The following is a 25,932-nucleotide window of genomic DNA, read 5'->3' as shown; positions in this document are numbered from 1 at the left end:
TGAAGCGTCCCACCAACGCAATGACAACTTTGCTTAGAATTTTTTGCCTTGGCCTGTTCGCCGCCGTCGGTTTTTTGGGTTGCGAGAAGGCTGAAAAGATCGAGGTGCACATTATTCCTGCCGAGCCCAGTCCGCCTCAAAGCTGGGGCTTGGATTCTCCTTTTGGACCCGAAAAAGAGCGATTTTCCATCAATGCCAAAGAAGGCACGGGAACGGCGACTGTTTCTCTTACGGTTTTGCAGGGCGACGGCGGCGGGTTGCTCGGCAATGTCAACCGTTGGCGCGGCCAACTGGGGCTCGAGCCTTTGGACGAAACGAATCTCGCAAACGGTGTGCAGCCGGTGGATTCCTTGGGAACCGAAGCGCGGCTGGTCGATCTCAACGGCACCTCGAAACGGACACAATTGGAAACGCGGTTGGTCGGCGTTATTGTTTCCCGCAATGAGCTGACGTGGTTTTATAAACTGATGGGCACCCCCGCCGTGGTGGCCGCCGAAAAGGATGAGTTTCTCAAATACCTGTCGGAATGGCGATGATCATGAATGCGTTGAAAGCCAATCCCGTTTATCAATTTTTTACGTCGCTGCGCCTCACCGTGACGTTGTTGTTGATTTCGTTGGTCATCATTTTCTTTGGCACGCTGGCGCAGGAACCGATGGGGCTGAACATTGCGGTTGAGCGTTATTTTAAAAGTTTCTTTATTGATGCACACGCCGCCGAGGCCGGTTGGTTTATGTTGCTCAAATTATTCCAAGTGGAGGGTACGCCGCTCACGCCGGAACAAATCATCAATCCCGGTTGGCCGGTTTTCCCCGGCGGCTACCTTATCGGCACGTTATTGCTCATCAATTTAGGAGTGGCGTATTATGACCGCTTCGAGTGGTCCGCTAAGAAGGCCGGCATTTATCTCACGCACATCGGCATTGTCACGTTGTTGATTGGTCAGGTGGCTACGGATTTACTGCAGGAAGAAAGTTTCGTTCATATGGAACGCGGCGACCGCCGGAATTATACGGTGTCTTTTGATGACAACGAACTGGCGTTGATGCTGCCCGTCGGCGATTCCAATCGGGTGGTCTCCATTCCGGAACAAATGTTGAATGACAAACTCAACATTCAGCATCCCGAATTGGCAGGACTAACCATCGAGACAAAAGAATACTGGCGTAATGCCCGGCCGATGACGGTGAGCCAGTTAATTGATCTTGATCGGGACGAACAACAGTCGCATCGGCAAGCGAAAGTGGATGAAGTGTTTGCCGTGATCCAATTGCGGATTACGGCATTGGAAGAGCACTTGCAGAAATCGCCGCACCCCAAAAATCGCAAGGCGCTTACCACACTGAAAGGGCGTGTGTATCAGCAACGCGCCGAGACGGTTGAGTTGCGCTCGCTGGCCAGTTTGTTGGGGCTGGTGGGTGAAATGGAAATGGAAATTCTCGGCCTGGGCGAATCCGACAAGCAACTCATTTTTAACCAAAAAAATCTGCGCGATATGCTTGTTGCGGCGCGTACGTTTGACGACCAACGCACCGTTGGTGACCTGTTCAAAGGCGCGGTGAAAGGGAACCTCCCCAACGGCACGCTGGAGGAATTCAACGTCCAAGCGGATGACTTTGTGCCAACCCTCAGGAATTATCGCGGCGGTGAGATGGAAAAAATGATTCAAGCCGCCGAACAATTTATCGTTCGCATCAAACAACGTGCCCTGAAATATCATACCGGCACGACTAAAGGTCGGCTCGGCGATTACTTTCGCTTCGTACAACCGCTCGCAACGGCTTTCGACGACGACCGCAATCAGCCGGTGGCCGTGCTGAAGATCAGTCACAAAGGCGAGGAGCTGGGCACCTGGCTGGCTTCGTGCACCAGCGAATTTCAGCAATCCATTTCCGTCGGCGATCAAAAATGGAAACTCATCCTCCGCCCCAAGCGGCATTATTTGGGTTTCCATCTCACGCTGGTGAATTTGAAATGGGAAAAATATCGCGGCACGGAAATCCCCAAGAATTTCCAAAGCCGTGTCATTGTCGAGCGATCCAGCGAATCGCGGCCAGTAGATATTTCAATGAACGAGCCATTGCGCGAAGGCGGCCTGACGTTTTATCAATATCAAATGAATCAAGACCAACTCGGGGCCACGGTGCAGACGGTTTTGCAGGTGGTGAAAAATCCCAACTGGCGCACCGCGTACATCGGCTGCCTCATCGTGGCGCTGGGATTGATTTACCAATTTTTATTTCACCTCATTGGATTTGCGCGTAAACGAAAGAAGGCCAACGGATGAGTGACGAATCTAAACAACCCAAGCAATCCGAAAAACAAAAACCGAGCATCGTGCCGTGGATTGTCCTTGGCCTTTGCACGCTGCTCTTTGCCGTGAAGCCCGTGCTATCGCCGCCCACGGTGAAGGAAGGCTTCGACTATTTATCATTCGGCAAACTGCCCGTGCTGCAGGGCGGTCGAGTAAAGCCGTTGGATTCCGTGGCGCGCACCTCGCTCCTGCAAATCGCCGGCCAACAACGCATCGCCCTCGAGGGCAACGGCCCAAAAGGCGAGTGGGATAATCTCTACAAACTGCAACAAGCCGGTGATGGCCGAGGGCTGACGTATCGCAAATTTTATCAGTTTAATAAGCGCCCCAAAAAACTGCACCCCACCGAGTGGCTAATGGAGGTGTTGATGAAACCGGATGTGGCGGATCGCCGTTTTATTTTTCGCATCGACCATCCGGAACTGCTCGGTGAATTGCAACTCGAGCAAACGGGCGTCGATCAATCCGGCCTGCGTTTTTATACCTTCGAGCAAATGCGCCCTAATGTTTTATTGCTGCACAGGAAAAAAATGGTGATCGGCAAAAAGGACGCCGCTACGCGCACCCCTTACGAGCGCGCCGCCTTCAAGCTGGCGCACGCGTTGGAAATTTATATTCAGCTGCGCTATAGTCTTCAGCCCAATCGGCTGGACCTCGACACGCAGCCCAATGCCGATCCGCCCGGCGTGGCGGATTACGCCAAGCGGTTGCGCCAAATCGAAACCGATGGCGCGGATTACGCAGCCACGTATCGTGCATTCGAGAAAAAACACACGGACGTTGCGTCGACGTTTGGCCTGTTGTTTTATGAACTGCGCCGCTTCGGCGACATCACACAAGCCGACCTCGATGATGCCGACCCCAATCATCTCGTCACCCAAGTGCGCGCGCGGTTGGAGAAATTGGTGGCCTCCAATCAAGAGATCATTGACCAAATGCCGGAGACCCAACGCGCGCAATTTATGCGCATCGCGTTTGCCGTGCGGTCTTTTCTTGCAGAGCCGGAGGAAGACCAATCCAAACTCGCCCGCCATCTACTCACTGTGGAAGCGCCGTTTCAGGCGATGAAAGAACGCAGCAGTTTATTTATGATCCCTTCCGCCACGGGCGATCCGAAATGGGACGCGCGCCAATGGGAAACTTCCGTGGCCGCCGTGCTCGAGGGCAAACCCAAAGCGTACGAACTGCCGCGCGACTTGGGCCATTGGGAAAATTCTAAGTGGGAAACATTGCTCGACGAGATTGTGGATGCCGTGGATGACGCAACACTGGCCGATCCAACAAAATCGAAATGGACCGATGCCGAAGCCAAGGCGGTGCTGGAATTTGCCGTGGCCCAAGTGCGCCAGCGCGAGGTGTATTCGCCCGATCCCAATTGGGAAGCCTTCGATTGGCACAAGACTGCCGATGCCATTCTCGCGGGCATTCCGGAAAGCAAACTCCCGTCGCCCGCGCATCATTATGCCGAAATGAGCAGTGCGTATGTGGGCGGCAATCCGGAGGCCTTCAACGCTGCCGTGACAAAGCACAGTGATTGGCTGAGCGAAAATGGATTTTCCATTGATGTCAAAAAAGGCAGCAACGAGCATTTCTTCAACACCTTCGCACCGTTCGCGCAGGCGCAGTGGATTTATGTCATCGCCCTGTTGCTCGCGTGTTTCTCGTGGCTGAACATGTCGCGCGGATTATCGAACACCGCATTTTATTTAATCGGCCTCGCGTTGGTGCTGCACACCGCCGGATTGATTTTTCGGATGGTGCTCGAAGGCCGGCCGCCGGTGACTAATTTATATTCCTCCGCCATCTTTGTCGGTTGGGGCGCGGTGTTGCTCGGTTGGATTTTGGAACGCATTTATCGCAACGGCATCGGCAGTTGTGTTGCCGCGCTCGTTGGATTTTCCACGCTCATCATCGCCGCCCATCTTTCCAAGGAAGGCGACACAATGGAAATGATGCGCGCGGTGTTGGATACCAATTTCTGGCTGGCCACGCACGTGGTGTGCATCACCATCGGCTATTCGGCCACCTTCCTCGCGGGATTCCTCGCGCTGGTTTATGTGTTGCGCGGCGTGTTCACGCCTTCGCTCACTGGTGATATCGCCAAAGGGCTCGCCCGAATGGTGTACGGCATTGTGTGTTTTGCCACGCTCTTCAGTTTCGTGGGCACGGTGTTGGGCGGCATTTGGGCGGATCAATCGTGGGGACGCTTCTGGGGTTGGGACAGCAAGGAAAACGGCGCGCTGATGATTGTGGTTTGGAATGCCATCATTTTGCATTGTCGTTGGGGCGGCTTGGTGCGTGATCGTGGGCTAATTATGCTGGCGATCTTCGGCAACATCGTCACTGCGTGGTCGTGGTTTGGCGTGAATATGCTCGGCATCGGTTTGCACAGTTACGGGTTTATGGATGAGGCGTTTAACTCGCTGCGTTGGTTTGCAATCATGCAAGTGCTCTTTATGCTCGTCGCGCGCCAACCGCTGCGCCATTGGATGAGTGGCGCAAATCTCGACAAGGAATTCAATGCGCCCATCGCCAAAATTGTCGCGATGATGATGGGCCTCGGTTTGCTGCTGCACTTGGGCTCGCTCTGGACGAGTGGCTTCCTGAGCTACCTCGGCATCGCGCTGGTGGGCGCGGGTTTGTTGCTTTCGTTTTTGCCCGCTGAATACACGGCTTCGTCTTCCAAAAAATCTGCTTGAGCGCGGCAGGTGACAATTCGGGATTTCCGAACGGGGTGAATCACCTGTTTGTGTTTTTCTTTTTCAACTTTGTTTCGTGCATGATTGTGATGGATAGCCCCATCATTTTGTACGCGGAAAGTTTGGGCGCCAGCGCGACGGTCATAGGGCTCATCGCGGGCATCACGCCTTTGATGGTAATTTTCCAAATCCCCGCCGCCGACCACGTGGGCCGCTTTGGTTACAAGCGCTCGATCACGGTGGGCTGGACGTTGCGGCTCATTTTTATTTTACCGTTGGTGGCCGTGCCGCTGCTGGATGGGCATCTCAACCCGCAAAGTCAGTTGGCGCTCATTATTGGCGCGCTGTTTTGTTTTAATCTCATTCGAGGCATTGCCAGTACGGCGTGGTTTCCGTGGATCACCGGCATCATTCCTGAACGCGTGCGCGGGCGCTATCTCACGCGCGAGTCGGCGGCCAACAACATCGGCAGTTTTTTTGCGCTATTGTTGGCGGCGATGTATCTTGGGCGCGATGCTGTGCCGCATCAGTTTGCCGCGCTCTTTGCGTTTAGTTTCGTGATGGGGTGGGTGAGTTTATGGTTCGTTCATCGCGTGCCCGATGCGCCCGTGGCCGAAGAAGATGCCCAAAGCAAACAACCGGTGAAGTGGCGCGAGATCATCCAACATCAGCCGTTTCGTAAACTGTTGTGGGTGAGTTTCATCTGGGCAATTTTTATGGGCGGACTGCTCGGGTTCATCGTGAAATTTCTCAAGACCGGCGAGGGCGCTCTCGCCGATGACCGAGTGCTCTACGCCAGCGCCGCCAAGTTTGTGGGCGGTCTGATTACCTTGTGGTTTTTGTATTCGCGATTGGATCGGCTGGGCAGTCGGCCGCTGATGTTTCTCGCGCTCGGCATTTTAGGACTAGTGATGGCAGTGTGGATTGGAATGAGCGGCGGCCAAATTCCTGTGCGCTTTGAGTGGGTGTGCGGCGTGTACCTCGTGATGGGCTTTGGCTTCTGCACATTTTATATGAGCCTTACCAAGCTCGCGATGGCCACGGTGCCGGAGCTGGGCAAGAGTCATTTCTTCGCGCTCTACTCAGTGGTGGGCAGTCTTGCCATCGGTATTTTTCCAATCCTCTGGGGCATCCTCATCGACGCGCTCACCGGCGTGAAAGTGAACTGGCTCGGCCTCGAATGGAATCAATTCAGCATTTACTTCACCGCGCTGCTCGTGGTGCTGCTCGCCACCGCCGTGCAAGTGCTGCGCGTGGAAGAACAAAAAGCCGCACGCCTGAACGAATTGGTTTTCGATTTGTTGCGGAATAATCCGCTAAGAGATTGGATGAGAAGGTAGGGGCTCACTTCAAGTTTCCACGGAGGCGCAAAGCCGTCCTTACCAAAATCACTCCACCAAAACACTCGTCCCCACATTCACCAATTTCAATAACCGTTCCGCGTTCCAATTGGCCAACCGGAAGCAGCCGAGTGAAGTCGTGCGGCCGATTTTTTCCGGGTCGGGCGAGCCGTGGATGCCGTAACCAGGTTGGCTGAGGCTGAACCACGCGGTGCCAATGGGATTGTTCGGGCCGGGCGGAATACTGAGCGACCCGCTGCCCGCAAGCGCTTCGGGGGTGTTGGGAAAGCGCGTGGGGTTAAATGTGTAATTGGCCGGATGCGCCACGGCGGTGATGGCCAGTCGACCAACGGGTTGATTCTCCACGCGCGTGGCGATGGAGCAGGGGAATTGAGCCACAAGATTGGTGCTGCTGTCGTACACGCGCAGTGTTTTCGCGCGCAACTGAATGTGAATCAGCGCGCCCACGCCGGCCATCGTGCCGGGGCCGGCGGTGTTGGGCACCTTCACGGCAGTGCCCGCGCGCACGCTGGGCCAATGCACGAGCGGGTTTATTTTCTGCAAAAAACGCGGCGAGCAATGATGTTTTTCGGCAACTAATTCCAACACGCTTTCGTAATCCAAAATGGCTTGGCGCGATTTGGCGGCCCAAGTTTTTCCCAGTGGCTGCGGCCGCGCCAGGTCATTGGTGGAAACGCTGTACTGCGCAAACACCGGCGCGCGCAGGGTGAGTGAGCGGCGTGTGGCGGTATCGAGTCGGCCGCTGATGGGCAGCCGTTGCTGCTGCTGAAAGGCTGCGATGGCCGATACCGTTTGTGGGCCGCTCATTCCATCGATTGAGCCGGGCGAAAAACCGCGCCGATCCAAGGCAACTTGAATCTCTAAATCACTCCCAGCTGTCACTGGGCGCGGGGTGAAGTTTGCAGGTAGGGATGGGAGTTCTTCGCCGATGCGGGTGAGTCCGATGCGGGCGGCATCGGTGGCGTTGGTGTACACCCGCACGCCGCGTTGGGAAATCCATTGATTCGTCTCCGGACGCACCGGCACGCGCTCGCCGATCCCAGGTGCGGGCCGATTGGTCACCGTCACGCTTGGCGCGGGTTTTTTCTCCACTGGCTTTACCGCGTGCGGGCGTTCGATGGGCGCGGCGACTTGTTGACGCTTGCCACCCTGCCACCAGCCGAGCCCCCCGGTGATTGCCATTAACGGCAAAGCCCACGCCAAATGATGCCACCACGGGCGCACCGGTGGCGGCGGAAACTGGGAACCAAAACCCTCCATAGCCGGAAAGTAAAGCACAGTGGGGAGGAATACGCGAGACTGAAGTGAGGGGGTGAGTGGGAATGCCCAATGCCCAAAACCCAAACAACTCAAATCTCCATCAATGTGGTTTGGTGATGGGTGCTTGGGATTTCATAACTCGAGGCTACGCGTGACTGGATGAAAACGCCAGCGCGGGTTGCGATTACCTTGTCGGAATCGCCCACACTTTCACCGTGCCATCCGCGCTGCCGGCGGCCAGTCGCGAACCGTCCGCGGAAAAGGCGAGTGCGTTGACGTCCTCGGTGGTTTGTAGCTTTTTGAAAACTTGGCAGGACGCCAGATCCCAAAGGATCACCGTGTCGTCATCGCTTCCACTCGCCAGCCATTTGCCGTTGGGATGAAACGCCACGCACATGACGCCCTCCTCATGGCCCTCGAGGGTGGCGAGAGTTTCGCCGTCGTGCGCGGACCACAGGATCACGTTGCCGTTATTGCCGGCTGTGGCCAGGATGCTCCCATCCGAACTGAACGCGATGTCCGCCCCGCCGTCGCGGTGCGTGGCCAAATGTTTGGCTTGGCCTTCGTTGTTGTTCCACGTCTTGATTTCTCCCGCTTCACATATCGAGGCTCCGGTCTTGTTGTCCACCGGACTGAAGGCGACGGCGTTGACTTCGATCGGGTGCTCGCCCAGCTGCGCCAAGTGCGATCCGTTTTCCGGATTCCAAAGGTGCAGCGTGTGATCCTTCAGCCCCGTCACGAGCCGGTCACCGCGCGCGCTCCAAGCGACGCAGGCCACGCTGCCGTCGCGCCCATCCACCGGTTCGTGCGCCAGCTCGTGCAACCGCTTTCCGCCGGACAGCTCGTGAATCAACACCTTGTCATCCCCGCTGCCACTGGCGAGCCAGGGATTGGCCGGATGAAATGCCAGGCACATCACCTCATGAGTGTGGCCGGAAAGCGTGGCGAGCAGTTTGCCGGAAGTGTAGCTCCAAACTTTCGGCGGATCACCGTCCACATCCGAAATGGTGGCGAGGATGGTGGAGTCATTCGGGTCAAATGCCACTGCCCGAATCATCCCCTCGTGCGCCTCTCCCGAATATACCTCGCCCCAGTCTTGCGTTGGCGATTGTGCGCCCGGCCCATTGGGTCCATCTGGATCCGGTGGGGCCTCGTCATCGCCCATGAAAACAATCGCCAGCAATGCCAATACCGCCACCACAATGCCCGTCGCGGCGATCAACTTCACCGGCGCGGCTTTCGTCTCTTTGGCGGCAACCGGCGCGGCTTGCGGTTCAACGCCCAGCACGGTTCCCACCGGTTGCCAATCGCCGTGTGCCTCGGTCCAGCAAAGGTCGTCGACGGTGAAGGTGCCGCTGGCCACGTGGCTGGACAGCTCGGCTTGGGTGAACGGCCCCCATTGCTGGTTGTCCTTTTGCACGCGGTACTGCGGCTCGGTGGTGAGGGTGTCCTGCAAAATCTGCTCCAGCTCGGTGGCCAGTTGGCCGGCCTCGGCATAGCGATGGTCCGGATGCTGCGCGGCAGCCTTGAGGATGGTGGCCTGCAGTTGGTGAAACTTCGCCGCGCTGGGGGAATCGGCAGACACCTCGGGGAAGGCGGGAAATTGAGTGGGCTCCTGGGCGGTGGCCATTTCATATAAAACAATTCCCAATGAATAGATATCCGCCTCGGCGCGGCCGGGGCCCTCGGGCGGCATGTAGGCGGGGGTGCCGACGAGCGTGGCGGCGTTGTCCATGGCGGTGAGCAGGCCAATGTCCGCCAGCCGGGCCTGGCCATTGACGTAAATGACGTTGGCGGGTTTCACGTCGCGATGCAGAAAGCCGCAGCCGTGCAGGTGTGCGAGCCCGCGGGCGAGGGTGATGCCCACGCGCAGGGTGTCGTCGGTGGAAAGCCGCGTGTGCAATCGACGGTCGGAGAGGAGCGTGCGCGGCTCGTAAGTGTCCGGGTCGGAAAGTGGCTGTCCGGTCTGGTCGTCGGCCAGCTCCATTACATAATAAAAGTAGCCCTCTTTTTCGCTGCCGCCCACGTGCAGCAGATCGACCAAGCCGGGATGGCCGCGCGAAATGTTTTCGTATTGCTGGATGCCGTGAAACTCCCGCTGGTACGGGCCGTCGTCGTCGAAGTTGCTGCGGCGCACGATCTTGAGCGCGAAAAATTTGCCGGTGACACTTTGCGCAAGCCAGATTTCGCCGAAGGCACCGCGGCCGATGGCGCGCACGAGTTTGTAACCGCCGATCTCATCGGGCGTTTCACCGGCGCCGGCGGCATTCCATTTTTTCTCGGGACGCGGCAATCCATGACTCACCACGCAGTGCAGCTCCATTTGCTGGCCCACACCCTTGAGCGGGGGAAAGCCGATGCTCTCCGTGGTGAAGTCCGGATGGCTGGCGATGTCTTCCTGCACGCGATGAGTCATCGCCACGCCGCCGACGGGCGCATGCGGTTCCACGCGCGAGGCGATGTTTACGCCGTCGCCAAACACATCGCCATCCTTCGCGATGATGTCGCCCTGATGAATGCCCACGCGCAGGTTGAGGTGTTCCTCCGCGGCAGTCGTTTGCTGAATGACCACCGCGCAATGCACCGCCTTGAGCGAGCTGGGAAAACTCAGCAGCAGTCCGTCGCCCATTTCCTTGAGCCATTCGCCGCCGTACTCGGCCACGAGCGGCTTGAGCAGCGCGCGCTGTTTCTCCAGCGCGGCGAAGGCGGCGGACTCATCGCGCGAGGACAACGCCGTGAACCCGGCGATGTCCGTGAACACGATGGCCGCGAGCTGTCGGGTCATTTCCATGAACGCGCCCGCATTGGATGGATTGCACGGATCAATTGCAAGCGGGAATCTATTTCGGCCGCAATCGCCAAAATGACGGGAACCGCGGCAGTCCGTTTTTCGTGAGGCCGCGATAGCGGTACGTCACCACCGCGCCGATGGGCGGTGGGTTTTTGCGCTGGGCATTGGTGAAGCCGGTGCCGATGGAAAACTCCCGGCCATCCTTCGCACGCACGCGCAGCGAGCCGAGCATGCCGGTGAATTTCCCCTTGCCCGGCTTGTGGCCGATGACCGTCGCCTCGGCGTCTTCGTGCGTCTTCACCTTCAGCAACGTGCCCGAGCGTTTGCCTTCGTAGATCGATTCTGGCTCGCGAATCATCAATCCTTCGCCGCCGGCTTTCACAATTCGGTCCCGCTCTGCAATCAAGTGTGCTCTCCCCTGACAGCGCCACTGAGGCACCAGCTGCACCTGGCGCGATGAGGAGGGCAATTTCGTTTTGAGGAATGCCGTGCGCTGTTCAAACGTTCCTTTGATTTTTGGCGCATCAAAAATCATGAAATGCATCCGGCGCCACCGGTCATCTGGAATCTGCCGTCGAACCGTGCTCAAAGTTTCCTCGAACTGTCTTCTCCCTAACCAAAGTTCCCCGTCCAACGCCAGCCCGGTTGGGAGTTCGGCCAGAAAATAATCCGGAGCAACAATCGGGTGTCCGCCGCGTGTCCAAAGCGATTTGCCATCCCAAAACCCCCGCACTCCGTCGTACTTTTCACTGATCCACCAGCCTGCCGGATCGATCGATTCATCCCAAGTCTTCGCGAGCAATAACTTAGGCGGCTCGGCAAATAACGAGCTAGTGCAGAGAAGTGAGAGTAGTAGGGAAATTGCGGACTTCATAATCATAAAGTCACGCAATGATATCGGAATGTCAACCGGTCGCAGTTATGCGGCTGTTGTGTGCGGAGTGACTTCGCGGCGGATGATCTTGCCTTTGCCTTGGGCGGCTTCGCTCAGGTCAAAATCAGCTTGCAGCCGAATCAGCAGCGCGGCGGAAATGCCCAAGTACTGCTCGAGCCGCAACGCGGTGTCGGCGGAGATGCCCTTGCGTCCGGCAAAAATATCGCTCAACCGGCTGCGAGGAATCCGCATCGCCCGGCTGGCCTCGGCGGCGCTGAGGGCCTCGTGCTCTAGCGTGTCGGCAATCAATCCCGCCGCGGGGTTGGTTTTCAGTTTGGGTGTTTTCATTTTAATGGGGGTCCTCAATTTTCACCAATTCCACATCACAAAGTTGATCATCCTTCCACGCAAAGGTGATGCGCCATTTCGACCGGCGCGAGTTGGCGTCAATCGAGTAGCGCTTTGTCCCGCGCAGGGCGTGATAGTGCAATACCGGCAGCGTCAGCAAATCCTGCTCGGATGCCTGATTCAAAATCGCCAAGCGTTCCTGAGCTTTGTCCACATCCAAGTCGCCGAATCTTTTGGATTCCTTTCGGGACAAATCTTCACCCGCGAAAATTTTCTCCGTCACCGAATCCAAGTAGCTGACGATCACTCTGCAAGTGTACTCTAAAAAGAGAACTTACGCAAGGACGTCCTTGATGACGTGCCCGTGGACGTCGGTGAGCCTTCGTTCGAAGCCGTTGTGGTAGTAGGTGAGGCGTTTGTGGTTGAGGCCGAGGAGGTGGAGGAGGGTGGCGTGGAAGTCGTAGACGGTGGCGACGTCTTGCTCGGCTTTCCAGCCGAAGGGATCGGTGGCGCCGTGGGTATGGCCGCGTTTGACGCCGGCACCGGCAAGCCAGGCGGTGAAGCCGTCGGGGTTGTGGTCGCGACCGCTGGCGCCTTTTTGGAAGGTCGGCATGCGGCCGAATTCCGTGCACCAGACGACGAGGGTGTCCTCCAGAATGCCGCGTTGCTTGAGGTCGCGCAGGAGGGCGGCGGCGGGTTGATCGAGCACGGGGCCGTGCTTGGCGTATTGTTGGTGCAGCACCTTGTGGCCGTCCCAGTTGCTAACGCCTTCGCCGCCGGTTTGGTAGGCGCCATTGAAGAGTTGGACGAAACGCACGCCCTTCTCCAGAAGACGCCGGGCAAGGATGCAGTTCTTGGCGAAGCCGGCCTTGATGGGATTGGTGGCGTCGTCGGCACCGTACATTTTGAGAGTGGACGCCTTCTCGGTGGAGAGATCGCTGACTTCGGGCACGCTGAGCTGCATGCGCGCGGCCAGTTCATAGCTGGAAATGCGCGCGGCCAATTCGGTGTCGCCGGGAAATTTCTGGAGATGCCGTTCGTTGAGGCGCTGGAGAAAACTGCGGGTGGCTTGGTCGGTCTTGGCGCTGATGCCGGCGGGACGAGCGAGGTTGCGCAGCGGTTTACTGGCGTTGAAATCCGTGCCTTGAAATGCCGCAGGCAGAAAGCCGGGGCCCCAATTGTTGACGCTGCTTTGTGGCGTGCCGCGCGGATCGGGGATGGCCACGTAGGCGGGCAATTCGTCATTGGCCGAGCCGAGCGCCCACGTCATCCATGCGCCCATGCTGGGAAACCCATCCAGCGTGTAACCGGTGGACATGAAATTTTCGCCGGGGCCGTGCGTGTTCGTTTTGCCGGTGAGCGAATGGATGAAACACATCTCATCGGCCAGCTCGCCTAATTGCGGAACCAGTTCGGACACCATCTTGCCCGATTGCCCGCGCGCTTTGAATTCCCACGGGCTTTTGGTGAGATTACCCTGCGCGCCCTGAAACGTCTTGAGTGTGTCACCGCCCGGCATCGGTTGTCCGTGGCGTTTGATCAGCTCCGGCTTGTAGTCAAACGTGTCCAGCTGACTGCACGCGCCGGAGCAGAAAATCACCAGCACCTGTTTGGCCTTGCCTTTAAAATGCGCATCCCGCGCGGCAAATGGTTTGGCTGGATCAATCTTCGGTCGGATGGGGCCATCCTCCGCCAGCGCCCCTTCCCGCGCCAGCAGACTGGCCAAGGCAATCCCGCCGAGTCCTTGCCCGGTGTTGCTAAGAAATTGACGGCGATTCAGGAGAGAGTTCATATTTTTGGACTCACGCGGAGGCGCGGGGACGCGGAGGGGTTTTCAGGGAAGTCGTTTACGATGCGATGGATGCCTTCTTTGAGAAGCGAAGCTCCGAAATTGATCAGTAATCCGACTTGGAGGTTGCTGAGCTTGAGGTAGGTGAGGGTTTGTTTTTTGTGAACGGGTTGGATGCGTTCGACGGATTTCAACTCGACCAGAACTTTGCCGCCGACAATCAGGTCAGCACGGAAACTCTCATCAATGACATGCCCATCCCATTCGACCGGCACAGGCACTTCGGTCTCCACTGTCAAACCCGCCTTCCGCAATTCGTATGCGAGAATCCGTTGATAAACCGATTCCAACAATCCCGGCCCCAGCTTTTGATGAATCCGCAACGCACAATTCACCACAGCGCCGGAAACCTCATTCGTTTCCAGTTCAACACTCCGCGTCTCTGCGTCTCTGCGTGAGGATTCCATCATGGCACAAACACAAATTCATTCGCATTCAACATTGCACGGGAAAAAGCCTGCAGCCCTTCGGCTTGAATGAAAGAGGTGGCGTCTTTCAATTCATCGGCGGTGGGCGGGCGGTTGAAGCAGAGGGTAAAGGCGCGGGCGATTTGTTGTTGGAGATCCTTGCCGACGTCGGTTTGCAGGCGCTTGGCGAGCAGGGCGGCTTGCTGCATGACGAAGGTGCTGTTGAGAAGGTTGAGTGCCTGCAACGGCGTGGTGGAGCGGCTGCGTTTGGGGACGCCCTGGCTGGCGTCGGGGCAGTCGAAGGCGCCGAACACGCTTTCCTGTTCCTGCCGCACTTTGGTCATGTACACCATCCGACGCCAGTCGGCGGGGCCGTAGTTTTTCTTCGGGAAAAAGTGGCGGACATTTTCCATCTGCACCTCAAACCCGCTGAAGCCCGGGCCGCCCATTTTCAAATCCAGCACGCCGCTCGCGTTCAGCATGGAATCGCGGATGGCCTCGGCTTCCAGGCGGCGGGTGGGGAATCGCCAAAGTAACCGGCTGGCGGCATCGATCTTCAGCGCCTTGGCGTGGGGGCGGCTGCTTTGTTGCCAGGTTTGGGTGAGGAGAATGCGGCGGTGCAGTTTCTTGAGCGACCAGCCGTCGGACACCAAAGTGGACGCGAGCCAGTCCAGCAGCTGGGGATGCGTCGGGGCTACGCCATTGCGGCCGAAGTCATTGGGTGTATCCACCAGCCCCGCGCCGAAGTGATGTTGCCAGATGCGGTTGACGATTACACGCCGCGCGAGTGGGTTGGTATCGCTTACGATCCAATCGGCCAAAGCGAGCCGGCGTTGTTGCTCGACGGTCTTCTCATCGATCTTAAGCGACACAAACTTGGCCAAGGCACCCGGCGTAACCGCATCGCGCGGGGACTCCGGATCACCGCGATAAAACAATCGGGTCGGTCCGGGTTGAGCGAACGTGCCGACGTACGCCTTGGTGCTGTTCTGCAGAATCTTGAGTTGCTGTTCGGTCTGCTCCAGTTCCGCCAACAACTGCCTGCCGCGCTCCGCCTCCGCTTTCGGAAGGGTATCGAAGGCATAAACCGGCTTGGCCGGCTGGCCGCCTTTGAACGGCTGGCGATCCGTTGAGCTGGCAATCGTCTTCCATTCGCCTTCCTTCAGTCCGGCTTCGATGCGGTAGCCGATGGGCACGCGATCCGCGTATTTTCCCTGCCGATCGCGCGCCCACTCGATGCGGTCAATGCGGGTGGGCCGGGCCAATTCGATTTGCACCCAGCCGGTGTTGCCGGCGGCGATCCAGCTCTTGGCATTGCCGTACTGGCCGTCATTGATTTGCGCGAGCTTGTGCAGCGCGTGTTTGAAATCACCGCCCGAACTCGCCTTGGCGCCTTGACTGGCGAGCGCGATATTTTTCGCGCCGGAAAAAATCTCCAGCTCATCAAGGCACGGTTGGCTGGAGGTGCTGCGAGTGATGGTAAAGCGCACAAACCGCGCCTCCACGGCGGGGAACGATTCGATGTTGTGTTTGGCTGTCACCGCCGGGCGTTTGCCTTGGCCGACCGGCGCGATGAATGTGGCCAGCTGCGTTTTCAATTCCCCAACCCGCTGTTGCATGGCGGCGGTCTTGGCCTTGGCGGCGTCGTTGAGCGGCAGATTGCGATCGGCGTGTTTCACGCCTTCGAAGATGCCCTTGAGCGCGTAGTAATCCTGCTGCGAAATGGGATCGAACTTGTGATTGTGACAACGCGCGCAACCGGTGGTGAGCCCTAGGAACACCGTGCCGGTGGTGTTGATCATGTCGTCCAGTTCATTGGCGCGCTGCATGCGGCCGAGTTCGGGCGATTGCCCTTTCACGATGTCGTGCGGTCCGGCGACGAGGAAGCCCGTGCCGATGGGTTCGCCCAGCGCATCGCCCGCCAGTTGCTCGCGCACAAACTGGTTGTACGGTTTGTCTTCATTGAGCGCACGGATCACCCAGTCGCGGTAGGGCCAAGCGTGGATGCGTTCGCGGTTGGTTTCGAATCCATGCGATTCTCCAAAGCGCACGAGATCCAGCCAATGCGTCGCCCACCGTTCGCCGTAACGCGGGCTGGCCAGTAGATGATCCACCAGCTTGGGGTAGGCGTCGGGCGCCGAATCGTTCACAAACGCCTCCACCTCCTCCGGCGACGGCGGCAGCCCGTGCATGACCAGATACAATCGGCGAATCAACGTGCGCTTGTCCGCGCGTGGATTGAACCCCAGCCCCTTCGATTCCAGTTGCACCTTCACAAAGGCATCAATCGGCTGCATGAACCGCGGCGAACCGGGCCATGTGATTTTCTTAAACGCCCAATGATCCATCCGGTCCACCGCCTTCGCGCCGACGTCTTCCGGCCAGTCCGCGCCCTGATCGATCCAGGCGCGGATGAGGCCGACGGTTTTGGCATTGAAAGGGTCGCCCTTGGGCGGCATCACGACTTCCTCGTCCAGCCCGGAAATGAAATGGATCAACGGACTCTTGGCGCTGTTGCCGGGGATGATGGCTTCGCCCATCTCGCCGCCTTCGAGAGCCAGCTCGGCGATGTCGATCCGGTAACCGCTCTTTTGCTGATCTGGGCCGTGGCACTTCACACAGTGCTGTTGAAAGAGCGGCCAGATATCCTTTTTGAAATCAACCACCTGTTTGGCGGGCGGCGGCAATTCCTCCACATCAATGGCGAACGCCCACAGGCCGGTGGTCAAACCGGCGACCAATAGAGTGCGAACACGACCGTTCATACCGCTAGTGTGCGGCAGGGCTGTGAGGCGTCAAGCGCTGAATCGCTCAGGGTTCCTGGCGGGTCGGGCAGATGACCATTTCCCGAACACACACTCGCTGGGGCACCTGACAGGCGTACAGGATGCTGTCGGCGATGTCCTCGGGCTCCAGCGGGCCGCCGATTTGATTAGCGTAATCCCACCAGCCTTTTTTGGCGGCTTCATCGGTGGAATGACTGACCAGTTCGGTGCCGACCATGCCGGGGGCGATGGTGATGAGCCGCACGTTTTTGCCGGCGACCTCTTCCCGAATGGTCTCGGTGATGGCGTGTACGCCGAACTTGGTGCCGCAATAAACGGAATGAGCGCCGAAGGTTTTACGGCCGGCGATCGAGCCGAGATTCACGATGGTGCCGCCCTGCCGCTCGACCATGGCGGGTAACACGGCATGCACGCCGTTCATTACGCCCTTGAGATTCACGTCGATGACGCGATCCCATTCCTCGGGGTTTTGCGTGGTCGGATCGCCGTTGAGCATGATGCCGGCGTTGTTGATCAGAATCTCGGTGGGCCCGTGCGCAGCTTCCGCCTCGGCAACCGCGGCCTTGATCGCCTCGCGATCGAGCACATCCACACTGCGGCACAGGGTGTTGGGCAGATCGAGGGCTTCCATCAATTCCACCCGCCGCGCCAGCAGCAGCAGCGGAAATCCGGCTCCGGCAAAGGCCTTGGCCGTGGCGGCGCCAATGCCTGAGCTGGCGCCGGTGATCACAACAAGAGGTTTGGTATCGCTCATGGCCGCCGTTGTACCGCGTTTGCCTGCGGTGATCAAATGTTCGGTGCTGAGAGCTCAGCCCTCCCAGCTGTGGCCATCCCAATCGCGCGCGCGGTTCAGGAAATCGCACACGCCGTCGGTGAAACAGGTGAGTAGCGTCTCGCCTTTCTCGGCGGTAGCGGCGGCGGGCGTGCCGATGTGGCCGGGCTTGCTACGATCGGGCATCGTCCAGCCGCGCGTGGCGGTGGGGAAGGCCTCGCCAAAGGGCACCTCGGGCACGGCCGTATGGTCGCCCACCAACTCGGGTCGGATGACCAGCATCATCGAAGTTTCCCATTCGCCAGCGTGTCCCATTTGCGTTTGCACAAAATCATCGCGCGCAGCGGTCGGGGCGCCGTTGTCCCAGTAGGTAGTGGAGAGGAGAAGCAGGTCGGAGCGATCGCGCAGTCGTTGGCGTAGCTCAAACACCACTTGCGCGCCGGGCACCATGTTGCCCCCGTGGCCGTTCAACAAAATCAACCGCTTGAAGCCGTGCTGAATGAAATTCTCCAGCAGCCCATTGAGCAGATCAAGATAAGCGCGCGGCTCGGCGGACAGGGTGCCGGGGAAATCCATATGATGATGCGAATTGCCCAACCACTGCAGCGGCGCAAACAGAATATCCCCGCCCACACGCACCTCGGCTCGCTGGACAATTTCGCCCAGCAACAGGCTGTCCGTATGCAACGGCATATGGTGCCCGTGCTGCTCGTGGGCGGCGATGGGAATGACCACGGGCAAGTCCTTGCTAAGCGAATCGACTTCGGGCCACTTGAGGTCAGTAAGTTTCATAGCCGCGAGCTTAACCAACCGGACAGGCCGCGCAAGACTGGAGGGAGGAGCGGTTGGTTTTGGAAAACGACCGATCGTTAACGATTTGTGTCGATGGTTTGTTGATTGATTTTAGTCAACGCTGAAGCAATCAAACCGGTGGGAAGATCGACATTCCAATGCCGAGGATGAATTTTGAGCGTGAGCAACGATTCGGCGCGAATTCTGTGCGACACGCTACCATTTGGCGGTTAATTTTACTGACGTGGCAGTGAATCGGCCTGTCCCCAGGGCATGGGGATGGTGGGTTTTTGGGTGTGGGCTTCGTGGCGGATGGGCGGGGGTTGGGCGTGCCATTCGTCGATGAAACCGCAGAGATGTTTCACGGCTTCCTCAAAGGCGGCTTTGCCTTTTTCGGCAGTTCCTTTTTCGGCGTCGCCGAGCACGCCGGTATCCGAATAGCTGGCGGTCCAGCTGGTGATATTGATGGCGCCGACACCGTAAATGTCGGTGAAGCGGTACGGCGACTTGGTGGTGTTATAGGAAATATCGCCGGATTTGATGACGTCTTTCCGCACATTTTCCGGATCGAGGTGGAGGTACATGGCGGTTTCTAATTCACAGGCGTGGGCGCAGCCGCCGGGGAATTCGCTTTCGCGCCAGCCGGGCAGAAAATCGGGATCAACGGTGAGCAGGTGCCACCACGCACAGAGGCCGCACTCGGCATCGGTCTCGAGATTGCAACGGCGGGCGACAAGGTCGAGGTTCGGCATGTTCGAGCCGTGGCCGTTGAGCAGCAGGATTTTCTTGAATCCGTGGTAGGCGAGGCTTTTGGTGATGTCCAAAACCTGATCGATGAAATGCTGATAGTGCACGTTGATGGTGCCGGGGAAATCCATTACGTGGCCGGTGTATCCGTAGGAAACGCTGGGCAGCACGAGCGTTTTCTCCGCGCGCTGGCGGCCGGCCTCGAGGGCGACGCTGTTGGAGAGCAGCATATCCACATCCAGCGGCAGGTGCGGCCCGTGTTGTTCCACGGCGCTGCACGGGATGATGCAGATTTGCTTCGCTGCGATGGCGTCATTGATTTCCGGCCAGGTCAGTTTTTCGTAACGATGTTCGGTGAGATGTTGGTCGTTCATAATTAGGATCAGTTTATGGGTTCACCAAAAAAATAGAAAGAGAACGCTGGCGGTTGCGGCGATTAGCCCGAGGGCAATGGGGCCAGGTTGGAGCCAGCGGGGCGGGGTGGTTTGGAACGGATGCTCGGGCAGCGTGCCGAGCGATTCGCTGCTGTTGCGCAGCCAGCCGGACGGTTGGGGGGGAGGCGGTTGGTCAGTGTGTTTGCCGTAAATAAGTGTGGCGGCCAACGCGCCGGTTGCGGTGAATACCATTGCCCAAGTCAGCGCCACCCAGCGGCCGGTGAAGTTGCTGGAGAGCCAGACGAGGTCGTGAATTTCGCGGTCAACCAAGGCCACAAGGCCGTATGCACTGCCGGTGATCAGGCCAATGAGCCCTGCGCGGGCGTGGGCGCGAGTGAAAATTCCGATCAAATAAATGGTGAACAACGGGGTGACAAAAACAGGAATCAAGGTAAGAAACGCTTTTAGCATGGTGTCCTTGGAACTGATGAAGGGAATGTACGCGAAGCCGAGGGCGAGAATTGCCAACGTGGCCCAACGGCTGACTTTGAGGTAGTGGCGGTCATCGCGTTGGCCGGAAATGTGGCGAGCATAAATGTCGCGCGTGAACAGCGCGGAGAGCGAGGACCCGATGGAATCGAATGTGCTGATGGCTGCCGCAAAGATGGCGGCCACCACGAGCCCTTTGGCGCCGACTCCCAAGAACTGGTCCGCCATGTGCGGATACAACGCGTCGGGGTTTTCAAAGCCGGGAAACAGCGCCCGCCCGAAGAGGCCCATTGAGGCGCAGGCGACCATGATGGGCATGCTGATGGTTGCGCCGATAATCGCCGCCATCTTCATATCCCAGAAGGAACGCGCGCCGGCTAGCCGCATGGTTTGGCTGTGGTTCACGCTCCAGTATCCGCAGCCGATAATCGTCCAGCCAATGAGAATCAAAACCGGCGGCGTTTTATTGTTATCGCCAAAATATCGCCCGACGTGCGCGAGGTCGCCTTGGCCTTGTTTTGAAATTGTTTCGATCATACTCGACCAACCGCCGGCAGCGTTCCAGACCGCCACGAAAATCACGCCCATTCCGATGAACATAATTACGCCCTGCAGCGCATCGGTCATCACTACCGATTTCAACCCGCCCCATGAGGTGTACAACGCTGCCGCCGCGACCAGCGCCACGATGGCCAGCCACGCGGTGGAGGCGGGCATGCCGAGAAATTTTGTGAGCAGCAAGTAGATGGCCCAAATCATCAGGCCCAGCATGCTGCTGCGATATTGGATTTGTATCAGCGCGCTGAGCACGCGCGTGCCCGGGCCGAAGCGGGTTTCGAGGTATTCGGCGTTGGTGTATTGGCCTGCGCGCGCCATCGCCGGCACCACATAAAACGCCGCAAAGCAGGCGCCCAACAGTGAGCCGAGGGTGTGCACGGTGATGATGTGCAGGCCTTCTTTGTACGTGGTGCCGGTGAGCGAGACGAGGTCGGCGTTGTCGATATTGGTGGCAAACATCGATAGGCCAATTGCCCACCACGCCAGCGCGCGTCGACCGAGAAACCAATCCTCACTCGTCCTGGTGCCGCGTGCCAAATAAAACCCAAAAGCGATTACGCCGCCGTTAAGCACCAGGACAATCAGCCAATCCCAAAAGGTCATTGGATGGGAATGTTATGCGCCCGATTCGGAGACGAGGTATTGGCTGATGAATTCCTCGTTAAGAGTGATGCCGAGGCCGGGGCGGTCGGGGACGTGCAGCCAGCCATCTTTGGCCTGGATTTTCTCGTGGGTTAACTCGTGCCGGAGCGCGGAATCTTCTACACAATCTTCAAACAAAAACGCGTCGCGGCAGGTGGAGAGCCAATGGGCGCTGGCGGCGTGGGTGATGGGGCTGGTGTAGCAGTGGTTGCACAGGCGCGCACCAATCTCTTCCACGCGGCGGCGGATGTAGCTGGCATCGGTGAAGCCGTTGCGTGATAGATCGACTTGATAAACATCCAGCGCGTGCCGGTCAATGAGTGCCCGGAACGATTCCGCTCCGCACTCGCCCTCTCCGGCCGCGATGGGTACGGGTGAGCGGTCGCGCAACCAACGGTAGCCGTCGATGTCTGCCTGTTGAAGCGCCTCTTCCAGCCATTCGGGATTGTACTGGGCAAACCGTTCGGCCCGGCGTAGGGCGGTGCGGGCATCCCATACGCAGCCGGCGTCGATGAGCAGTGTGGCGTCTTCGCCGATGCCTTCGCGCGCGCCGCGCACAAGATCCAGGTCCACCGCTTCGCTTTCGCCCATCGGTTCCCATCCAAATTTCACCGCGGTGTAGCCAGCTTCAATCCAGCGTCGGCCGATGTCCGCAGTCTCTGCGCCATCGCTCCCAAAAAGGATGGATGCATAGGCGCGGATTTTGTTGTGGCGTTTGCCGCCGAGCAGTCGGTGGATTGGTTCGCCAAAATGTTTGCCTTTGAGATCCCACAAGGCCAAGTCAATCGCGCTGATGGCTGACAGGGTGACCGATGAGCGCCCGAAATATTGCGAGCCGCGATGGAGCTTCTGCCAAAGTCGGTCGGTCTCCAGCGGGTTTTCGCCGAGCAACATTTCGCGTAATCCACACGCGACATTGTGGCTGAAGGGTGCATCGATGATGGCCTTTACTACTTCCGGGGACGAGTCTGCCTCGCCCACACCTTCGAGTCCCGTGTCCGTGCGGATTCGCACAATCACGGCATCTTGGCTGCTCGCGGTTTTATTTTCCACCGACTCCAACCGTAGCACCTGACAAATGACCTGTTTAATTTTCATGGGAACGGCTAACCTAAAGAGTGGTCGTGCGGGTTCAAGCGTAAATTTTTTTGTTAAAAAATCAGGGGAGGATTTCTTTAATCACATGCCCGTGGACGTCGGCGAGACGGCAAGGAGGCCGACGGTGGTGAGGAGAAGGGCGAGCAGGGTTTTCATTTACAGACGCTTGATGCGAGTGATCTTGGTGATGGTTTTGTGGCCGTCTTTGACGCTGGTTTCGCCTTCGAGCTGGACGACGGAGCCGACGCTGGCGTCGAGGCGAGTGCTGTGGACATTGCCAAAACTCGGGCGGATGTCGAGTTCCTTGCCGCCGGAGAGTTGCACCAGATAATGGTTCAGGTCATCGGCTTTCACGCTGATCTTCAGCAGGCCCTTGAGCGCGATCTTGTTGCCGGCATCGGTGGTGATTTTCCACGAGCCGTCATCCACGTAACGCGGTGCGAGGTTGGCTTTCTCCGAGATGCCCGGCAACACGCCGGTGGAGTTGCCGTATTGATCGCGGTGCACACCCATGATCTGCATGAGCTTCAAATGCAAATTGCCGTTGGGCACGTTGGGATATTCCACGTACCGCCCCGGCTGGATTTGCCCGCCGCCGCCGCCGGCCAGCACGAGGGGGAGATCGGTGACGGAATGATAATCGCCGTGTTTGATGCCCGAGCCGAAGAGCACGGCGCTGTTGTCGAACACGGTGCCCTCGGTGTCGGGCAATGCCTTGAGGCGGTTGATGAACCGCGCGAACTGGCTGATGTACCAGCGGTTGATGCGGTCGTAGCCGTCCAAGCCGGAGGAGCGGTTGCGCGTGCGCACAAAGTGCGAAAGCATGTGCAGCTCGTCATTGATGCCGAGAAACTCGAAGGTGGACCGGCTCTCAGTGTGCGCCATCATCAGCGTGCTTACGCGGGTCATGTCCGTCCAGAAGGCCAGCGCCATTAGGTCGAGCATGGCGGCGGTGCGTTCGGCGAGATTATTGACGGCCGGCACGGGCTGGATCTTCCGCAGCTTGGCATCGCGCGCGGCGTTGCCTTGTGTGCTGAACTGCTCGATATCGCGCTCCACCTCGCGTACAGATTGCAGATACTGCTCGAGCACCTGTTGATCGCGCCGGCTGGCCTTGCGGGCAATGGCGGCGTAGCTGTCTTTCACTTCATCTAACACGCTCGTGGTGCGCTGGCGAAAGTCGCTGTTGTGAAAGCCCTTGAACAAACGGTTGAATACCACCTCCGGTTTGGCCTCGACGGGTAGGGGACTGCCATCGGTGCCGTAGGAAATGAAGTTCTCAGCGGGATCCTTGTGATCGAGATACGTGTCACTGCGTAGCGCGAGCGATTTCACGGGCGTCGTGCGGCCGACCTCATCGGCGATCACTTGATCAAACGATTGCCATTGTTCCAGCCGGCTCTTGCGCGTGCGGCCGGTCATGAAGGTGACGGTCACATTCTCGTGGCCGCCATTGGCGCGCTGGTCGGTGTCGATATTGCGCAGGACGACGATGTCCTTTTTGTTTTTCTCCAGCGGCTGCAATAGGCGCGAGAGGGTGAACTCCGTTTCCGTGGCGCCGGTGATATCCCATGAGGTAGGGTTCACGCCCGCGCCCTTGAAGAGCACAGCCAGGCGCACGGGGCGCTTGGGCTTGGCGGTCTTGGCGTGGCTGAGGGCGGGCGACATGATCTCCAGCGCCGGCAGGGCCAGCGTGGCGCCGATGCCGCGCAAAAAGGTGCGGCGCGGGATGAGGTAGGATGACTTGCTCATGGTGCGTCTTGTCGTTGTTGAAACTGCGGGCTGGCGATAATGCCGCGGATCAAGGTGTTCATTTTATTGCCGTCCGCCGCAAGGGCCGCGCAAATTCGGTCCACGGCCGGCCGATCGTGCGGCTTGAGCTTGCGGCCGATGGCGTAGGCCAGCAGGCGTTTCGTGAAATTTCGGACGATGGGTTCGCGGTAATCTTTCAGCAAAATTTGTTTCATCGCCCGCGGCGTGTTGAAGGCCGCGCCGTTGGGGAAGGCGCCGTCGCTCTTCACCGGTCGGCGGTTGGGATAGGTGGTCCGCCATTTGCCAAAGGGATCGAAATTCTCCAGACCCAACCCGAGCGGGTCGATGTGCTGATGGCAGCTCACGCAAATGGCTTTGCTGGCGTGGGCCTTCATGATGTCGGCGAGATCCTCGAGTTTCTTGCCATTCACGCGCTCGCTTTGGCTGAGGGCGGGAATGTTTTCCGGCGCGTGTAGTTGCCGGCCGAGCACCTTGTCCAGCAGCCACACGCCGCGTCGGATGGGGTTGGTGCGATCGGGCGCGGAGGTGACCCGCAGAATGCCGACGGACGTGATCAGTCCGCCGCGCTGGTCGCTGTTGATTTTGATTAAGCGCGGCGGTTCATAAAATCGCTCGCGAATGCCGCCCGGCCGTTGACGGCGCCAGTCGAAAATATCCGCGTACTTCGCCTCAAACGCATGCCCGCCGCCGGCCGTGCGCACGCCGGTGTAGTTGCTCTGGTACACCCAGTTCGAATCGATGAGATCCAGAATCGGCCGGTCCGATTTCACCAATTCATCAAAGAAAAACAGGGCCTCATCGTACACGCCGCGGTTCCAGTTTTCGTTCTGGTAAAACACGCGGTTGTCCACGAGATCGGTAAAGCCCAGCCATTGTCCGGCGAAATCTTCCGCCAACGCCAGACGCTTCGGCGAGTTCAACAGACGATCCACCTGAGCGGCGAGCACGTCCGGCCGGCGCAGTTCGCCGCGGTCGGCTTTGCGGATCAATTCGTCATCGGGCGGGCTGGCCCAAAGAAAATAACTCAGACGATTGGCCAATTCCCGATCGTTCACGGCGTAAGGCAGCGGCCGGTTTTGCACCATCTCCATCCGGTAAATAAACGCCGGCGAAAGGAGGGCGATCTTCATCGCGTGCAGCAACGCCGCCTGCGGCGCGGCGTCTTGGCGCTGGGTTTGGTAGGCGCGCCACACGACCGCTTCGTTGGCGGCATTGGGATAGCCCCGCCACGCCCGGCGTGTGAAGCGCAGCAGAATCTCTCGCGCCTCGGCATCCGGCAAATCCGCCGGGATCACTTTCATTCCAAACACCTTCGCGCGTGCCTCCTGATCTTTCGCAAAAGTCTTCAGCGCAAAATCGAATGCCGCGCTGAGCTTCAGGATCGGCGGCGGGGTGCCGGCCTGTTGAGCGGCGTCGTTGGTGAAACCCGATTCGCCCGGCGCATCGGCCGGCAGCAGAGTTTCCAGCGTGGAGGGCAACAGCGCCGGGACTTCCGGACTATACACATACGCGGGCTTGAGGTTCACGTGCAGCAAATCCTCCAGCGTGTTGATCAGCTCATAACGCGTCAGTCGACGCAGCGGTGTGGCCCCGATGTGTTCGCGTCCGTCCTTCAACACAAACGCTTCCGAGAACCAGCCGGTGATCACCGCCTTTTCCGGGGCGGTGAGCGGCTTCTTTTTTTTAGGCGGCATCTCGCCCGTGGCCACCATGTGATCCACCTTTAGCCAGATCTTGGCGTTTTCTTTCTCCCGAAAATCCGTTGCCGCCAGCAGCGCCTCCAAATTCACACCGCCCTTGCTCGTCTCGCAGTCATGACAATCCATGCACCGCGCCCTCAACACCTCCGCCACCTCAGGCAATTCCACCGCCCCAGCCCAGCCGAGGGAGGCGAGAAAAACAAAATGAAAAATTACGCGCCGCATGCCAATTTTTAGCGCCGCCATGATACGAAATTCGGCGAACTTTCCAATCTCCAACTATCACACAATGGAGGGA

Annotated in this window: 19 protein-coding genes; 4 read left to right on the top strand and 15 right to left on the bottom strand. The window is 58.6% G+C overall.

The annotated features are described in order from the left end of the window. The first annotated feature begins 20 nt into the window (after positions 1-20). From H8E27_09950 to H8E27_09935, 4 genes are all read left to right on the top strand, one after another. On the top strand, positions 21-536 hold the full coding sequence (locus tag H8E27_09950; GenBank protein ID MBC8325935.1) for a hypothetical protein: 516 nt from the start codon (positions 21-23) through the stop codon (positions 534-536). Then, positions 527-2,287: a cytochrome c biogenesis protein ResB gene (locus tag H8E27_09945; GenBank protein ID MBC8325934.1), complete on the top strand. Its 1,761-nt coding sequence runs from the start codon at positions 527-529 to the stop codon at positions 2,285-2,287. The genes H8E27_09950 and H8E27_09945 overlap by 10 nt, the downstream gene beginning before the upstream one ends. A 962-nt stretch (positions 2,288-3,249) precedes the next feature. Beyond that, on the top strand, positions 3,250-5,013 hold the full coding sequence (gene ccsA / locus H8E27_09940; protein MBC8325933.1) for a cytochrome c biogenesis protein CcsA: 1,764 nt from the start codon (positions 3,250-3,252) through the stop codon (positions 5,011-5,013). A gap of 80 nt (positions 5,014-5,093) precedes the next feature. Further along, positions 5,094-6,353 (top strand): MFS transporter, encoded by a 1,260-nt coding sequence (locus H8E27_09935; GenBank protein MBC8325932.1) that lies wholly within the window; start codon positions 5,094-5,096, stop codon positions 6,351-6,353. Positions 6,354-6,401: 48 nt separating this feature from the next. On the opposite strand, the gene H8E27_09930 is transcribed toward H8E27_09935, so the two are convergent. From H8E27_09930 to H8E27_09860, 15 genes are all read right to left on the bottom strand, one after another. Continuing rightward, entirely contained in the window at positions 6,402-7,634 is a 1,233-nt protein-coding gene (locus tag H8E27_09930) for a murein L,D-transpeptidase (GenBank protein ID MBC8325931.1), read from the bottom strand. A gap of 184 nt (positions 7,635-7,818) precedes the next feature. Then, positions 7,819-10,419 (bottom strand): protein kinase, encoded by a 2,601-nt coding sequence (locus H8E27_09925; GenBank protein ID MBC8325930.1) that lies wholly within the window; start codon positions 10,417-10,419, stop codon positions 7,819-7,821. A 55-nt stretch (positions 10,420-10,474) separates the two neighbouring features. Then, positions 10,475-11,299 carry a DNA ligase gene (locus H8E27_09920; GenBank protein ID MBC8325929.1) on the bottom strand — a complete coding sequence of 275 codons (825 nt, stop codon included), beginning with the start codon at positions 11,297-11,299 and terminating at the stop codon, positions 10,475-10,477. 45 nt (positions 11,300-11,344) lie between these two features. Beyond that, positions 11,345-11,647: a HigA family addiction module antidote protein gene (locus H8E27_09915; GenBank protein ID MBC8325928.1), complete on the bottom strand. Its 303-nt coding sequence runs from the start codon at positions 11,645-11,647 to the stop codon at positions 11,345-11,347. A 1-nt stretch (position 11,648) separates the two neighbouring features. Continuing rightward, positions 11,649-11,954, bottom strand: a complete 306-nt coding sequence (locus H8E27_09910) for a hypothetical protein (protein MBC8325927.1) — start codon at positions 11,952-11,954, stop codon at positions 11,649-11,651. Between the two features lie 27 nt (positions 11,955-11,981). Beyond that, positions 11,982-13,439 (bottom strand): DUF1501 domain-containing protein, encoded by a 1,458-nt coding sequence (locus H8E27_09905; protein ID MBC8325926.1) that lies wholly within the window; start codon positions 13,437-13,439, stop codon positions 11,982-11,984. Further along, positions 13,436-13,903, bottom strand: a complete 468-nt coding sequence (locus H8E27_09900) for a GxxExxY protein (GenBank protein ID MBC8325925.1) — start codon at positions 13,901-13,903, stop codon at positions 13,436-13,438. The genes H8E27_09905 and H8E27_09900 overlap by 4 nt, the downstream gene beginning before the upstream one ends. Next, complete coding sequence (locus H8E27_09895) at positions 13,903-16,668, bottom strand: PSD1 domain-containing protein (GenBank protein MBC8325924.1); 2,766 nt, start codon at positions 16,666-16,668, stop codon at positions 13,903-13,905. Before H8E27_09895 ends, H8E27_09900 begins: the two co-directional genes overlap by 1 nt. Positions 16,669-16,714: 46 nt before the next feature. Continuing rightward, entirely contained in the window at positions 16,715-17,443 is a 729-nt protein-coding gene (locus tag H8E27_09890) for an SDR family oxidoreductase (GenBank protein ID MBC8325923.1), read from the bottom strand. A gap of 54 nt (positions 17,444-17,497) precedes the next feature. Further along, complete coding sequence (locus H8E27_09885; protein MBC8325922.1) at positions 17,498-18,253, bottom strand: creatininase family protein; 756 nt, start codon at positions 18,251-18,253, stop codon at positions 17,498-17,500. Between the two features lie 236 nt (positions 18,254-18,489). Further along, positions 18,490-19,374, bottom strand: a complete 885-nt coding sequence (locus H8E27_09880; GenBank protein MBC8325921.1) for a creatininase family protein — start codon at positions 19,372-19,374, stop codon at positions 18,490-18,492. A 21-nt stretch (positions 19,375-19,395) separates the two neighbouring features. Then, entirely contained in the window at positions 19,396-21,024 is a 1,629-nt protein-coding gene (locus H8E27_09875; GenBank protein ID MBC8325920.1) for a sodium/solute symporter, read from the bottom strand. 12 nt (positions 21,025-21,036) lie between these two features. Then, positions 21,037-22,161 carry a mandelate racemase/muconate lactonizing enzyme family protein gene (locus tag H8E27_09870; GenBank protein MBC8325919.1) on the bottom strand — a complete coding sequence of 375 codons (1,125 nt, stop codon included), beginning with the start codon at positions 22,159-22,161 and terminating at the stop codon, positions 21,037-21,039. Positions 22,162-22,317: 156 nt separating this feature from the next. Further along, positions 22,318-23,913: a DUF1552 domain-containing protein gene (locus H8E27_09865; GenBank protein MBC8325918.1), complete on the bottom strand. Its 1,596-nt coding sequence runs from the start codon at positions 23,911-23,913 to the stop codon at positions 22,318-22,320. Further along, positions 23,910-25,880 (bottom strand): DUF1592 domain-containing protein, encoded by a 1,971-nt coding sequence (locus tag H8E27_09860; protein ID MBC8325917.1) that lies wholly within the window; start codon positions 25,878-25,880, stop codon positions 23,910-23,912. Before H8E27_09860 ends, H8E27_09865 begins: the two co-directional genes overlap by 4 nt. Between the last annotated feature and the right edge of the window lie 52 nt (positions 25,881-25,932).

This window comes from Limisphaerales bacterium (assembly GCA_014382585.1).
Taxonomy (GTDB): Bacteria; Verrucomicrobiota; Verrucomicrobiia; order Limisphaerales; family UBA1100; genus JACNJL01.
This window is presented reverse-complemented; position numbering and strand designations above follow the sequence as displayed.

Bases quoted from the DNA above. Each gene is read 5' to 3' on its own strand.
- H8E27_09895 (MBC8325924.1), bottom strand. From the start codon at position 16,668: ATGAACGGTCGTGTTCGCACTCTATTGGTCGCCGGTTTGACCACCGGC.
- H8E27_09870 (MBC8325919.1), bottom strand. From the start codon at position 22,161: ATGAAAATTAAACAGGTCATTTGTCAGGTGCTACGGTTGGAGTCGGTG.
- H8E27_09915 (MBC8325928.1), bottom strand. From the start codon at position 11,647: ATGAAAACACCCAAACTGAAAACCAACCCCGCGGCGGGATTGATTGCC.
- H8E27_09880 (MBC8325921.1), bottom strand. From the start codon at position 19,374: ATGAACGACCAACATCTCACCGAACATCGTTACGAAAAACTGACCTGG.
- ccsA (MBC8325933.1), top strand. From the start codon at position 3,250: ATGCCGGAGACCCAACGCGCGCAATTTATGCGCATCGCGTTTGCCGTG.
- H8E27_09930 (MBC8325931.1), bottom strand. From the start codon at position 7,634: ATGGAGGGTTTTGGTTCCCAGTTTCCGCCGCCACCGGTGCGCCCGTGG.
- H8E27_09925 (MBC8325930.1), bottom strand. From the start codon at position 10,419: ATGACCCGACAGCTCGCGGCCATCGTGTTCACGGACATCGCCGGGTTC.
- H8E27_09885 (MBC8325922.1), bottom strand. From the start codon at position 18,253: ATGAAACTTACTGACCTCAAGTGGCCCGAAGTCGATTCGCTTAGCAAG.
- H8E27_09935 (MBC8325932.1), top strand. From the start codon at position 5,094: ATGATTGTGATGGATAGCCCCATCATTTTGTACGCGGAAAGTTTGGGC.
- H8E27_09905 (MBC8325926.1), bottom strand. From the start codon at position 13,439: ATGAACTCTCTCCTGAATCGCCGTCAATTTCTTAGCAACACCGGGCAA.
- H8E27_09865 (MBC8325918.1), bottom strand. From the start codon at position 23,913: ATGAGCAAGTCATCCTACCTCATCCCGCGCCGCACCTTTTTGCGCGGC.
- H8E27_09875 (MBC8325920.1), bottom strand. From the start codon at position 21,024: ATGACCTTTTGGGATTGGCTGATTGTCCTGGTGCTTAACGGCGGCGTA.
- H8E27_09890 (MBC8325923.1), bottom strand. From the start codon at position 17,443: ATGAGCGATACCAAACCTCTTGTTGTGATCACCGGCGCCAGCTCAGGC.
- H8E27_09920 (MBC8325929.1), bottom strand. From the start codon at position 11,299: ATGAAGTCCGCAATTTCCCTACTACTCTCACTTCTCTGCACTAGCTCG.
- H8E27_09945 (MBC8325934.1), top strand. From the start codon at position 527: ATGGCGATGATCATGAATGCGTTGAAAGCCAATCCCGTTTATCAATTT.
- H8E27_09860 (MBC8325917.1), bottom strand. From the start codon at position 25,880: ATGGCGGCGCTAAAAATTGGCATGCGGCGCGTAATTTTTCATTTTGTT.
- H8E27_09950 (MBC8325935.1), top strand. From the start codon at position 21: ATGACAACTTTGCTTAGAATTTTTTGCCTTGGCCTGTTCGCCGCCGTC.
- H8E27_09900 (MBC8325925.1), bottom strand. From the start codon at position 13,903: ATGGAATCCTCACGCAGAGACGCAGAGACGCGGAGTGTTGAACTGGAA.